This is a genomic window from Acinetobacter sp. SwsAc6 (genome assembly GCF_013391565.1).
Classification (GTDB): domain Bacteria; phylum Pseudomonadota; class Gammaproteobacteria; order Pseudomonadales; family Moraxellaceae; genus Acinetobacter; species Acinetobacter cumulans.
In genome coordinates, this window is the sequence record NZ_JACAXE010000037.1 from 1 (window position 1) to 13,248 (window position 13,248).

The following is a 13,248-nucleotide window of genomic DNA, read 5'->3' on the forward strand; positions in this document are numbered from 1 at the left end:
AAAGTTTTACGTACTTTAACTGAATCAACCTATGAAATTCAGCCTCAGCAAAGTCATTATGAATCTCTCGAAGTAGATGAGTTCTGGAATTTTGTTGGAAATAAAAAGAATAAACAATGGCTTATTTTTGTTCAAAAGTCATATTTTACCTCGGAGAAACCGGACATTTTTATTGGTGAGAATATAGACACTTTAAATGGGTTCTAACACTCTCTCTCGTTTCGTATAACAGCCATTATGTTAAATCATCGTATTAGAAGATAAATTTTCAGATGTAGTAATTGATCTAAAATGATGTTTCCAAAGTTGAATTCCTAAATTTCCACTTCGATCTAAAGAAGAACCTACAGTTAAATCTGTAACTAAGCAGGGGAAAAGACCAGCATCAAATAATCTAAAACCAGCAGCAAGAACACACGTATCCGTTTGGATACCACATACATAAACTTGTTGAGTATCTAAACCTTTCAAATACTGAATCAAGTCATCTGTTGGAGAATATCCATACTTAATAAATACTTTCTCTACTTTTAGTGGACATTCATCAAATTCCGATGGAGCCCAATTTAGCTGGCTTTTGAAGGGAACTATTGATTCATCATGTAGTTCTATAGTCGCGATTGAATGAACCGAAGGCAGCAATTTTTCTAATTTTTGTATTAACCAGTTAGGAGGATTAAAAGTTGATTGAACATCAATTATTAACAGGACTGGTTTCATAAATAATAACAAATTAGTTTTAGTAAATTGATTTTATCAAAGAGAAGCCTTTAATGTCCATGAAATTGAATACATACTTAAATCCTAATTAATTATGTTGGGCTTTAAATTTCTCTAAAATTAACATAATACACCTTATACGAAAGGCCCATAAATTGGGCTTTTTGGTCATGCATTTAACATAAAATCTCATCTACGAAATCCAGATTCAAGACATAAAAAAGCCCGACATCCTGTCGGGCTTTTTTAGATTGGGTTGCTCGTCTTGCTGATCTCGTGCTGCCCATTCCTTGCGCTACTTTCTTATTCTTGTTTTTTTGGAAACATCCTGTTCCCTGTATAGCCATCATAGGATTAATGCCTTGAATTACCAATCCGCAAAATCCTTAAATCTATGTAAGTTTTAGCTTACAAAGTTGGCCTATTTTTATCCCAAGAGTTGTCCGCAGAAATTGGGGATGATTTAAGCTCTCTATGGATTGATAATGCACACTAAAGTTTCATTTTGATTAAAAAATCATCAAAAACATTGGCAAGAAGTATCAAATCCGTTCATAAAAAAGCCGACTTGTTTCCAAGTCGGCTTTTTAGGTTTTGCGTCCCAATTTTTTATAGCATAACTTTTTGAAATATAAAACTATTTATGAGTACGTTTCGTATAAGCTCTATTATGTTAAATGGGTTCTAAAAAAGGCTTTAATTCTGTTGAAGAATGTATGTACAGAGGATGCCCAGGTTCTCCACTTTTATTTAATTTAAGATAATGGAGCTTATTTTTTAGAAGTTGTTTTACAAAAGTTGATCTGTCTTTAAATATTCCAGCATTTCCCCAACAAGCAATAAGTTGATGAGATTCTGTAGCTAATTGCTGCAAGTAAGCATCATTTTCAGGGCCAATTGGATCTTCCTGAGACATCATTTCTTGTGGATCAGTGGCTCTATATGCAAAAAGATTAGCCATGTAGATGCCACCCCCCCCCCAACTTTTAGCAAAGTTAATACAGCGATTGATAGTTGGATCATCTTGAATATGATCTGCTGTTGAAGGATTTAGGCCAATAAATGTAAATATAGGTTTCTCTTTATCCCAAATACGCCAAAGTGAATAACGATATTTACTACAATCTGAAATTATTGCACCCTTTTCCATAAACCCCTCTATTTAAATATATGATTATGTATCTTGTATCATAACCTCTAATTCTTATGAAAAAGAAAGTGAATTTAATTCATGGAGATATCACAGAATTTCCAGTAGATGCTCTTATTAGTTCTGCAAATAAATCTTTATTAGGTGGGGGTGGCCTAGATTATATCATTCATAAAAAAGCAGGATCTCTGATGAAAGAGGCTTGTATCCATCTAAATAAAACAAAAGGTGGTTGTCAGACTGGCTGTGCAGAAGTAACCGTTGCAGGTGACCTACCTGCTAAATTTGTTATTCATGCGGTTGCTCCTAGATGGCTAAATGGTGAAAAAAATGAACCACAATTATTGTGTAATACTTATAGTAGTGCTTTAAGAAAAGCAGAGGAAATTAAAGCTCAAACAGTTTCTGTTCCGAATATGGGAACTGGGGTCTATAACTTTCCTAAGCAGCTAGCAGCAGAAATTGCTATAGGTACTATCTTGTCAGAATTACCTTTTTATAATGAAGTGAAAGAAGTCTTTTTTGTCTGCTATGACATAGTAAATTACGAGATTTATAAGGGCATATTAGAAAATATTGATGACCCTAAAATTGAAATCTTAATTTAAGTTTTCCTAAAATTAACATAATACACCTTATACGAAATGCGTTATAATTCCACTTAGAAATCAATGCTGTAGTTTCTAGTTGATAGCCCACCTTCCCCAAGGTGGGCTTTTTTTGTGATTTTTCACGTTCCACGCTTAAAATTCGAACAGTGTTTCATGATTTTTATAAGTTAAACTAAATTTAGTTGCTAATCCCAATAAGCTATTCACTAACTTGTAAATATCGGTATACCGGGCACTGTTGCAAATAGAGATTTGAGTCGATGAAGTTCCTTTTTAAAAGTGCTTAGAGACCGAAAACCCTGTTGATTAGACACACTTCACCTTGAGGCTGACCATAATAAAATGACGATGCTTGTCCTTTACGTAGTGCACGCATGACTTCAATACCTTTAATTGTGGCATAAGCCGTCTTCATAGATTTGAATCCTAATGTGGCCCTGATGATCCGCTTTAACTTACCATGATCACATTCAATGACATTATTTTTATACTTAATCTGCCTGTGCTCAATATCTACTGGACATTTTCCTTCTCGCTTTAACCGTGATAAAGCATGGCCATAGGTCGCTGCTTTATCTGTATTGATGACCCGTGGAATTTGCCATTTTTTCACCGTATTGAAGATCTTTCCTAAAAAACAATAGGCTGATTTACTGTTCCGTCTAGCGGAAAGGTAAAAGTCAATCGTATGACCACGTTGATCAACTGCACGATACAGGTAAGTCCATCGCCCCTTCACTTTGATATAAGTCTCATCCATATGCCATGAATGTAAATCTGTAGGATTACGCCAATACCAGCGTAAGCGTTTTTCCATTTCTGGAGCATAACGCTGAACCCAACGATAAATTGTGGTGTGGTCAACATTCACACCTCGTTCAGCGAGCATTTCTTGAAGTTCACGATAGCTGATGCCATATTTACAATACCAACGAACAGCCCAAAGAATGATTTCACCTTGAAAGTGCCGACCATGGAAGGGATTCATCTGCTGTATCTCGAAATAAATAAGATATTTAGCTTATCATGTCAGCCTATTTGCAACAGTGCCAAACTATTTTAGTTGGGAAGGAATGCTAAAAATTGGAGATTGATACATCTCATCGTTTGTTTAAATATTTTTTGATTAAATTTTCCCTTTAAAAATTCTATTTTTTTTAATGTCTTAACTTGTATTTAATATAGGAGATCCCCATAACAACAAAAGCACTACAGGAATACAACAATATGGCGAATCCACAAAAACACTATGCTAAGTTCCACACAAATATTCGATTAGGTCGTTATGACGAAGAAAGTACATTACGTGAAAAACGTGACCTTTTGATTAGCACCTTAAAAGATGAACTCAAAAAGGATCCAAATGGTCCTCAATTTGTTGAATACTTTAATCAAGGTAGTTATGCCTTGGGCACAGGGATTAAGCCTAAGAATGGAGATTATGATATTGATGTAGGAGTTTTATTAGATTGTGACAAAGAGGAATATGGCTCAGTAGAAATTAAAAAAATTGTTAGAGATGCTTTAACTCATTCAAATAGAACTGTAACGATCAAACGACCTTGCGTAACTGTCACTTATCTCAAAAATGGTAGTCCCGATTATCATGTAGATCTGCCCATCTACGCTGAAGACGACAAAGGCAATATGTATCTAGCTCGAGGTAAGGAATTCTCCTCTGAAGACCTTAAGACTTGGGATATTTCAAATCCTACTGAACTTACCGATACAATTTTGGGAAAATTTGAAGATGATTCAGATTTACGTCATCAGTTTAGACGATGTACTCGCTACTTGAAACAATGGCGAAATGAGAAAGGTCTAGATTTTTTTAAGAGTATTGCTATCACTACAGCTGTATATGAGCATATAACAGCTGAAGATTATGAGAATGATAATAAGGTATTACTTTCTATAGTAAATAATGTATTAGATCAATTCACTACCTTTAGCATTGATCCAGAAAATAACGAGTATTACTTCAGACTCGTAATTAATTTACCTGCACATCAAGGTGTAGACTTACTCGAAAAATTGACCCGAAAACAAATGGAGCACTTAAAATCAAAACTTGAAGATTTAAAATCATCTTTAGAAGCTGTAAATGAGGAAACTGATACAGTAGAAGCTTGCAAAATTTTAAATAAAACTTTTGGAAGACAATTCCCTATCCCTGAAATACAAGAAGTGTCCGAACCAGTAGTACAAACTTATTACACTCAAGAAGGAAAATCTGCTTAGGAAAACTCAATGTTTTTTGATAACCCAAAGTTAGACAATATTGAAAAGCTATTAAGTGAACATGGAGCTCAAAATATCCATGTCACTTCTATTACTAAGGATTGGGTTAATCTAAAATTTGATTTTCTCATTAATACACAACAGGTTTGCCTTGGTCTAATTTTTCAAAATAGAGCTAATTGGACGATACCTCCCATTTTTAGAATATTGACACGACCAATGTCTGCCTTAGATCATGTGAGTCAAAGTGGGGAAATTTGTACTACGGATCATCAAGGTGAAAACTTTGAAGGCTATAGACATAAAGAACTTATTACTGAATTCTTTGAAAGGGCTATAGATATACTCAAGCAATCTTTTATTAATTTTCAATTAAACAACCGAGTAAGCTTGTATAACGAACTAGAAGGATATTTAGGCAGCACTCAAAATATAAATGAGGATGTAATATTACATTGCGACCCTACTTCTACATTTAATTTATATGGTTGGTTAAGAAAATCATCAAAAGGGAATCATCAAATATTAGAGCATATTGATGATGGCGATAGTTCTTACATAAACCACAACCAGCTCACAAAAGTAAAAATTCATAAGATATTATTAGAAGATGCTTCTGTTTTCCCCATACCAGATATAGGAGATTATTTTAATGAGGACTATTTTCTAAAAATTGTTAATACCCTCTCTAATGAGAACAAACGATCTTTGTTAAAACAAGGCAATCATTATGCCCTAGTGGGAATTCCAAATGAACATGGATTTGCTTATGTGATTTTTTATTATGCCATTTGGTATTCTTTCAAAGAAAAAGTATCCTTCAAAGGCTTTAAAGTCTCTTTAACACAAAGAGCGTGGATAGATTATTTATTAAATAGAACGGGGCAAGAGAAAAAAACAAGACATATAGCGATTATCGGATGTGGGGCTTTAGGCTCAAAGATTGCAGAGATATTAGCTCAAACAGGCGTAAATAAATTTTCTTTCATAGATCCAGAGCTTTTAAAAACAGATAATATTTATCGTCATTCTTTAGGTTTGCAGTATGTTAATACCTATAAATCTACTTCTTTAGCTAATAAGTTTTTAATAGAAAGGCCCGGATTAACTATTTTTCCATTCGTAAGCCATGGTGAAAGCTGGATAAAATCAAAAATTACTGAAGATATTGATACTATCATCATAGCAATTGGCCATACTCCTACTGAGATTTCTCTCGTAAAAACTATTTATGAAATAAGTGCAAACATTCAAGTAATAATAGGCTGGTTAGAACCTTATGATTTAGGTGGACATTTTATTTCTTTCAATAATAAACATGTAGGATGTTTAAACTGCTTATATTTTGATGAAAAATCAAATAAAAGTCTTACCCCTATGTATAAATATGTACAATCTGGACAGCTAATTGCTAAAAATATTACAGGGTGTGCTGGTGCATTTACCCCCTTCTCTTCTTTAAATTGCATGAAGCTAGCAAGCTATATTTCTGAATATGTCCTGAATCAACAATTAGGATTTGTTTCTATTTCTGGCGACAATCAGAATGCAAATAAAAATGGAATAATTACTACCCCTTTTTATAATTCAGTAAATAATTCAAATGGAATTAATATATTGAATTTAAAAGAAATTTATAAAGAAGTATGCCCATGTTGCAATACATAACTCAAGGGAGGATTAAATGTGACACACCTACAGGCCAAGTCTTTATTATTCAAGCAAATGTTTTAAAGAGTTTAAAGCAATTTATACAATTAGAATCAGATTCTCCAGAATCGGGTGGCATTCTAATTGGAAGAACAGACATAGAAACTAAAGCTAAAATCATTGAAAGCTTTACCTCTCCTATGGAAGGAGACTGTCAAACACGTATGTCTTTCTTTAGGTCAAAGTCCCACCAATATGCTTTAATACAAGCTTGGAACGAATCTAAAAAATTCTATAATTTTCAAGGCCTATGGCATACACATCCTGAAGATGTACCAACACCCTCTCCAACCGATTTAAGGGATATAGATACTGTTCTAAATGGCATTACCAATCTTAATGACCCAGTTTTATATTTAATAATCGGAAGAGTAAAAACTGGAATCTGGATTGGTAGAAAAAATTTTAAAATCAAACTGTTAGGTTATATTGAGTTAAATTGAAAATGCAACTAGACCCATCCCTAAGTTTACAGACTTCTTTATCAGCAATAGATGATTTATCAAATGCAAATAAATATATAGAAGAAATTTTAAAGCATATTTGTATAGATTCATTAGGTGTATTAGTTGATGAAGAACGTAAAAATATAATTTTTGTCTTATTGAAAAATAAAAGCCCTGAAAGTTTTTTCCGTATAATTCTCAATTATGATGATACTTTAACTTTTGTCCGAAGATTGCTTGCCAAAAAAATTTCCATTTATGCACGCTTTCTTCAAGGTCACATAATTGATGCCCACACTCTACATGATTTTGAAAAGTTAAAAGAAACATGGAATTTAACCTCCTCTCAAGAGAGCGAAGTTAAAGATGTAGATTTTGTTCCTAGAAAGATTCCTAAACAAAAACCAAACCCTGTAAACCAATTAGAATATTTCATAAAAAGAATTTTTGATTTTGAGCATCTTACAGGTAGGGGTAACGATTTATCTGAAAAAGATAAAAACCAGATTTATCTCTCAAGTCATGGCCGATGTATGTTTAAAGGATGTGGTGCAAAATTAAACATAGATGAAATAACTGGATTTGAAGGTACATATGGCGTTTTAGCTCATAATGTTGCAGCATCAGAAAATTCTACTCGCGGTATCCCCTTCTTCTCATATCAACTATCAGATGATCCAACGAATATTTTATTATTATGTGAAAAACATCATAGGTTAATTGATAAAGTTGCTGGCGCAGAATATACAGCTTCAAGACTCTCGCAAATGAGAAGTAATTTCACAGCACAATGCGAAGATTTATTAGATTCTTTAAGCTTTACTCCTATGCCAGTGTATTTATTTTTCTGGCCCGTGAATCGCAATATTCCTCAGTCTCCTTCACGACGTGATATTGCAAGCTGCCTTCTCCCATTAAAATCTATTTTGCATAAAGATAAGACACTAATTCATGAACCATTACCAGCTCATTTAAGAGCTTCAGCTGATGAGTTCTATAAAAAGTATTTTTGTAAGCGTCCGCTGAACACACCTTATGAATTCATCCTATAAGCCTTAATTTAGTCCCCACTTAAAAACAAGTGGGGACTAAAATTCATGACTACAAATAACCAGACATCCATCGCATCTCTTGCGAAAAAACGAAGAACATACAGTGCTGAATTTAAACAGCAGATCGTTCAGGCTTGTAAAGCACCGGACGTTTCAATTGCTTCGGTCGCTTTGCAACATGGATTGAATACAAATCTTGTATCCAAATGGATTCGCTTAATTGATGGTAAGCTAGGGAATGATCGCTCACCACTACCGAATAAACCTGCATTTATTGCCTTATCTTGCTCTGCACCATTAGATCCTACTCCTACTGACATGTTAACGGTTCAAATTACTTTACCCCACTCAAAAGTAGAAATTGGCTTGAAATGGCAAGTATCAGAAATATCTGCTTTAGCAGAATTACTCAAGGCACTTGCAACATGATCCGCATTGATGAAATCTGGCTTTCTACCCAACCTCTGGATATGCGAGCAGGGATGGATACTATCATGGCTCAGGTGGTGAGAGCCTTTGGCTACATTAAACCGCATTGTGCTTACCTGTTCTGTAATAAACGTGGCCATCGCATGAAAGTGCTGGTACATGATGGACTGGGCATCTGGCTGTGTGCCCGGCGGCTGGAACAGGGAAAATTCCACTGGGCGCAGGTTCACCAGGGTGAAAGCATGGCGATCAGTCCGGAACAGTTACAGGCACTGATCCAGGGTTTACCTTGGCAGCGCATTGGACGACAGCAGGTGGTGACGATGCTCTAAACTAGGCTGGTCCATTCTGCTATTCTCCAAACGTTCTATTTCCTCTGCGTCATGACCTCAGGCATACTGCGGTCATGAAAATGATGCCTGATTTAAGCCAACTGACCCATGAACAACTGCTGGAATTTACCCAGCAGTTGGCAATGCAGCATCAGTCTCTGGCACAATCAAATCAAGAATTAGAAAAATCAAACCAGCAATTGGATGCCAAAGTTCAACATCTTTCCATTCTCACGCAAAAATACGAGCATGAGCTCGCACTATTTAAACAGCACAAATTTGGCAGTAAAAACGAACATCTCACCGCAAAACAAATCCATCTGTGGGACGAAGCGGTTGAAGAGGATATCGCAGCAGTTGATTTGGAACTGGAGCGGCTGACTGCAGATAAAACCGATGCAGCGACAGAGAAAGCCACAGTCAACAAACCTAAACGTCGACTGCTGCCGGATCATCTACACACCATCCGTATTGAGCATGAACCTGCATCAACCCAATGCAGTTGTGGCTGCCAGTTACGTCGTATCGGCGAAGATATCAGTGAAAAACTGCATTTCAGACCGGCACAGTTCTATAAGGAACAGCATGTGCGTGGCAAATGGGTCTGTGATCAGTGTGACACCCTGACTCAGCAAGCGATGCCCGCCTATGTGATTGATAAAGGCATTGCTTCACCTGAACTGCTCAGCCATGTGCTGGTATCGAAGTATGCCGATCATTTGCCGCTGTACCGTCAGCGCCTGATCTATCAGCGGGCGGGCATTGATCTGTCCAGATCTACTTTATCTGACTGGATTGGTCGCTGCGGTGTGGAACTGGAACCTCTGGCCAATGCCTTAAAACAGGTGGTGCTGCAACAGCGGGTGATGCATGCCGATGAAACGCCGGTCACCATCATGCGGATGGGTGATGATGAGAAAAAACCGAAGAAAGGTTATGTCTGGGCCTATGCCACTACACAGTACAATCCAGTTCAAGCGGTGATCTATGACTTTCAGGATAGCCGTTCAGGTCAGCATGCAGAAGAGTTCCTGAATGGCTGGCAGGGCCATCTGGTCTGTGATGATTACAGTGGTTATAAAGCACGCTTTAAATCAGGCGATGTCATTGAGGTGGGCTGCATGGCGCATGCACGTCGTAAATTCCATGAGCTACATGTGACTGGGAAAAGTCAGATCGCTGAACAGGCATTACTGATGATTCAGAAACTGTATGCGATAGAAGCAGAACTCAGGAAAAAGACCGATAGTACAGCAGAACACCGCCGCGAATACCGACAACAGCACAGCCAACCGGTGATGCAACAACTCTATGAATGGCTCAACCAACATTATCTGACGGTGCCATCGAGTTCTCCAACCGCCAAGGCCATCAATTACAGTCTGAAGCGTTGGCCAGCCTTAAGCCGCTATCTGGATGATGGCAATCTACCCATTGACAATAACTGGGCAGAGAACTCAATGCGTCCCTGGGCATTGGGCCGTAAGAACTGGTTGTTTGCAGGTTCGCTGCGCAGTGGACAGCGAGCGGCAAATATCATGACTTTAATCCAGTCAGCAAAGCTGAATGGGTTGGATCCGTATGCCTATCTCAGTGATGTGCTGAAAAGGCTGCCGACGCATAAAGCGACCCAAATAGAAGAATTACTGCCACATCGCTGGAAATCCAACTCAAATTAAAAAATAGGCATGGGGTTCAGCGGACGCTTACGTATTTTTTAGAAGAATTTGAAGTTCAAACAGAACAATTACTTAGGGAAACTAAATTTGATGATAAGAGAGTAGCTATTTTTGGCTTCGGCCCTATGCCATGCCTAATAGCATTAGGAAGTAAATTAGGAAATAAAGGGAAATTTATACCTATGCTTATGTATAGGGATGGAAGTTGTTGGATGTGGCCTGATCTTATATGTACAACCAAAGCGTATGAAATTAATAATTTCAGTGAAATAGAAGATTGTACTGAAATTACTATTAGATTGAATCTCACTGCTGATCCAGAAACCTCTAAAAATAAGGCTGTTGAATTAGGACATCCGGTAATTAATATTACTGCTAAACCAGAATATATGGGGAATGGAGCAATAAGAAATCCTGAACGAGGACTAAGTTTCATGCAAGATATTCATGCGTTATTTCATAGTCTAACAGATAAAGGAATTACCAAAATTCATGTCTTACCATGTGCATCCAATGCTGCTTGTATATGGTTTGGACAAGCATTTGATCTGCATCATCCTGAAATGGTTATTTATGATTACTTAAATAATTCAATGGTTCCAAGACTTCAAATTCGAAATAATGGAAGCAAGAATGAAATCGCTGTAATTTAAACAGTATATTTGATAGTACTTTCATACCATTAGATTTAAATATGACATTAGTAAATGGAGTTTAGCTCTAATGGGGCTTTGTTGCATAAATATCTAAGACTATGATTTTGTTTAATTTATTTTTGGATTAAAATTTAAACAAATCCTTAAAAATCAGTATCTTGAAGAATGTTTATACAACAAAGCCGTTTTAAACTAAAAAATGTTTGTAATACTATTTTATTTAAATCACTCTGCGATCTAGGTATTAAATTTAAGACTTTCCATGGTTTTAAATAATCTTGCAGATTTTTTTGTGGTTCGAGAATATTTAAATCTTTATTAATATCAAAATTTGAGGGAATTCCATTTGTATTTTTTGCTAATAATTCCTTAACTAAATTTGTTGGAATAGCTCCATTTAAATGAACGTGTAAATCACCCTTAGGAAGATTCACTATCATATCTTCATTAATTTTTTGTAGTGCAGACATAAGTGTAGAAATTAATATAGCTGATTGAATTTTATCATAAAATCTATTTCCAAGTTATTTATTTTTAAATTTTTCTATTTCAATTCTGAATGGCTTTGTTGCACAAACCTATCTGTAAAGGGTTTTTCAGCGATATAATTTTCAAATGAAGAAGCCTACACACAAAATCTACCGCACAACCAATTGGCCCGCATATAACCGAGCACTCATGAGTCGAGGAAATATTGCCATTTGGTTTGATCCTGCTACGCAATGATATGCTCCATCAAAAGGCAAACAAGGGCGAAATCAAATCTACTCCGACGCAGCCATCCAATGCTGCTTAATGATTAAATCCTTATTCCGTCTGTCTTTACGTATGGTCACTGGCTTTGTGCAAAGTCTGATTAAACTTTGCGGATTAAATTGGATAGCTCCAGATTACACCACGCTTTGTAGAAGACAAAAGCATATTGATATTGTAATCAGCTACCAAAAAAGTAGCGATGGGCTGCATCTACTCATGGACTCTACAGGCATGAAGTTTCTAGGTGAGGGCGAATGGAAACGCAAGAAACATGGACCTGAATATCGTCGCCAATGGCGTAAACTTCATATTGGTATAGATGCTAAAACCCTACAAATACGAGCAGTTCAGCTTACAACCAATAATGTCAGTGATTCACAGGTGCTTGGTGATTTACTTAATCAGATTCCACAAGATGAGCGGATTGACTCTGTTTATACCGATGGGGCTTATGACACCAAGCAATGCCGTCAGGTCATTGCAGATCGGCAAGCGCATGCGGTGATTCCACCTAGAAAAAATGGAAAGATACAAAGAGTAGCTCGCTAGAGCGAAATGAATTACTTCGAACAATTAAACGTTTAGGCAGGACACTATGGAAAAAATGGTCAGGCTATCGTAAGCGTCCGCTGAACCCCACTTTTTCTAACTCATTAATACCGCGATAGTGTCCACTTAAATTTAAGTGGACACCTATTTATGGATTTAAAGACAGTTATAGACAGTGCACCAACGCTAAAAAAGCCCCGTCGAACCTTCACAGCTGAATTTAAACATCAACTTATTCAGCAATGCCAGCAGCCAGATACATCAGTGGCCAAGGTAGCAATGCAACATCAGATCAATGCCAATCTGCTACATAAATGGATTCGTCAGTCCAGATCAATGCCCCCTGCATTAAAAACCCCATCCATTCCACAGACTGACTTTCTTCCGGTCATTCTTCACCCGACTCCAGTCAAACAAGAAGCACCTCTACCACCTGTGCCAGAGAAGAAAGCTGTCGCTCATATCAGGATTCCATTACATGAGGCACCAAGTTCCGCAAGGGATCAGATGATCGAGATCGACTGGCCGGTGGAGTCAGTAACTGAATTACTGTTGCTGATCCAGGGTTTGACTCAATGATTCGTATTGATGAGATCTGGTTGTCTACCCAGCCGATGGACATGCGTGCAGGGATGGATACAGCCATGGCTCAGGTGCTGAGAGCCTTTGGCTACATCAAACCGCATTGCGCTTACCTGTTCTGTAATAAGCGTGGCCATCGTATGAAAGTGCTGGTGCATGATGGACTGGGTATCTGGCTGTGTGCCCGGCGGCTGGAACAGGGGAAATTCCACTGGGCTAAAGTTCACCAGGGTGAAAGTATGGCGATCAGCCCGGAGCAGTTACAGGCACTGATCCAGGGTTTGCCCTGGCAAAGAATCGGACTGCAGCAAGTGGTAACAATGCTCTAAACCAGG

General features: G+C 37.2%; 15 protein-coding genes and 2 pseudogenes. 13 read left to right on the forward strand and 4 right to left on the reverse strand.

Going from position 1 to position 13,248, the window contains the following annotated elements; genetic code table 11:
• Positions 1-129 (forward strand): annotated as a pseudogene (locus tag HYG93_RS17170) (IS1 family transposase); the annotation flags it as partial.
• A gap of 111 nt (positions 130-240) precedes the next feature.
• Here the strand turns inward: HYG93_RS17170 and HYG93_RS17175 are convergent.
• Together HYG93_RS17175 and HYG93_RS17180 are read right to left on the reverse strand one after the other, a co-directional pair.
• Entirely contained in the window at positions 241-720 is a 480-nt protein-coding gene (locus tag HYG93_RS17175) for an isochorismatase family protein (RefSeq protein WP_065995571.1), read from the reverse strand.
• Between the two features lie 673 nt (positions 721-1,393).
• Positions 1,394-1,870, reverse strand: coding sequence for a DUF1643 domain-containing protein (locus HYG93_RS17180; RefSeq protein WP_178962714.1), 477 nt, complete (start codon positions 1,868-1,870; stop codon positions 1,394-1,396).
• 56 nt (positions 1,871-1,926) lie between these two features.
• Between HYG93_RS17180 and HYG93_RS17185 the strand changes: the two genes are divergently transcribed.
• Entirely contained in the window at positions 1,927-2,478 is a 552-nt protein-coding gene (locus HYG93_RS17185) for a macro domain-containing protein (protein ID WP_033134790.1), read from the forward strand.
• Between the two features lie 286 nt (positions 2,479-2,764).
• Here the strand turns inward: HYG93_RS17185 and HYG93_RS17190 are convergent, their stop codons facing one another.
• Entirely contained in the window at positions 2,765-3,469 is a 705-nt protein-coding gene (locus HYG93_RS17190) for an IS6-like element IS1008 family transposase (RefSeq protein WP_001067790.1), read from the reverse strand.
• Between the two features lie 239 nt (positions 3,470-3,708).
• On the opposite strand from HYG93_RS17190, the gene HYG93_RS17195 reads away from it, so the two are divergent.
• From HYG93_RS17195 to HYG93_RS17230, 8 genes are all read left to right on the forward strand, one after another.
• A complete protein-coding gene (locus HYG93_RS17195; RefSeq protein ID WP_005006358.1) occupies positions 3,709-4,722 on the forward strand; it encodes a nucleotidyltransferase in 1,014 nt (337 codons plus the stop codon).
• A 9-nt stretch (positions 4,723-4,731) separates the two neighbouring features.
• Positions 4,732-6,390, forward strand: a complete 1,659-nt coding sequence (locus tag HYG93_RS17200) for a ThiF family adenylyltransferase (RefSeq protein ID WP_005006360.1) — start codon at positions 4,732-4,734, stop codon at positions 6,388-6,390.
• Entirely contained in the window at positions 6,375-6,875 is a 501-nt protein-coding gene (locus HYG93_RS17205; protein WP_005006362.1) for a Mov34/MPN/PAD-1 family protein, read from the forward strand. Before HYG93_RS17200 ends, HYG93_RS17205 begins: the two co-directional genes overlap by 16 nt.
• A gap of 2 nt (positions 6,876-6,877) precedes the next feature.
• Complete coding sequence (locus HYG93_RS17210; RefSeq protein WP_256733495.1) at positions 6,878-7,930, forward strand: hypothetical protein; 1,053 nt, start codon at positions 6,878-6,880, stop codon at positions 7,928-7,930.
• A 45-nt stretch (positions 7,931-7,975) separates the two neighbouring features.
• Positions 7,976-8,359 (forward strand): transposase, encoded by a 384-nt coding sequence (locus tag HYG93_RS17215; protein WP_178962715.1) that lies wholly within the window; start codon positions 7,976-7,978, stop codon positions 8,357-8,359.
• On the forward strand, positions 8,356-8,691 hold the full coding sequence (gene tnpB, locus HYG93_RS17220) for an IS66 family insertion sequence element accessory protein TnpB (RefSeq protein WP_004691519.1): 336 nt from the start codon (positions 8,356-8,358) through the stop codon (positions 8,689-8,691). The genes HYG93_RS17215 and tnpB (HYG93_RS17220) overlap by 4 nt, the downstream gene beginning before the upstream one ends.
• Before the next feature lie 74 nt (positions 8,692-8,765).
• Positions 8,766-10,370, forward strand: a complete 1,605-nt coding sequence (locus HYG93_RS17225) for an IS66 family transposase (protein ID WP_178962716.1) — start codon at positions 8,766-8,768, stop codon at positions 10,368-10,370.
• A complete protein-coding gene (locus HYG93_RS17230; RefSeq protein WP_372659224.1) occupies positions 10,355-11,023 on the forward strand; it encodes an SAVED domain-containing protein in 669 nt (222 codons plus the stop codon). The genes HYG93_RS17225 and HYG93_RS17230 overlap by 16 nt, the downstream gene beginning before the upstream one ends.
• Before the next feature lie 146 nt (positions 11,024-11,169).
• On the opposite strand, the gene HYG93_RS17235 is transcribed toward HYG93_RS17230, so the two are convergent.
• Positions 11,170-11,496, reverse strand: a complete 327-nt coding sequence (locus tag HYG93_RS17235) for a hypothetical protein (protein ID WP_005028412.1) — start codon at positions 11,494-11,496, stop codon at positions 11,170-11,172.
• Between the two features lie 145 nt (positions 11,497-11,641).
• On the opposite strand from HYG93_RS17235, the pseudogene HYG93_RS17240 reads away from it, so the two are divergent.
• The 3 genes and pseudogenes from HYG93_RS17240 to tnpB (HYG93_RS17250) all read left to right on the forward strand — a co-directional run bounded on the left by HYG93_RS17240 (position 11,642) and on the right by tnpB (HYG93_RS17250) (position 13,242).
• A pseudogene (locus HYG93_RS17240) lies at positions 11,642-12,450 on the forward strand (IS5 family transposase).
• Positions 12,451-12,481: 31 nt separating this feature from the next.
• The gene (locus tag HYG93_RS17245) at positions 12,482-12,910 is read left to right on the forward strand and encodes a transposase (RefSeq protein ID WP_000364662.1); all 429 of its coding nucleotides are present in this window, start codon (positions 12,482-12,484) and stop codon (positions 12,908-12,910) included.
• Positions 12,907-13,242 (forward strand): IS66 family insertion sequence element accessory protein TnpB, encoded by a 336-nt coding sequence (tnpB, locus tag HYG93_RS17250; RefSeq protein WP_000618090.1) that lies wholly within the window; start codon positions 12,907-12,909, stop codon positions 13,240-13,242. Before HYG93_RS17245 ends, tnpB (HYG93_RS17250) begins: the two co-directional genes overlap by 4 nt.
• Positions 13,243-13,248: the final 6 nt, after the last annotated feature.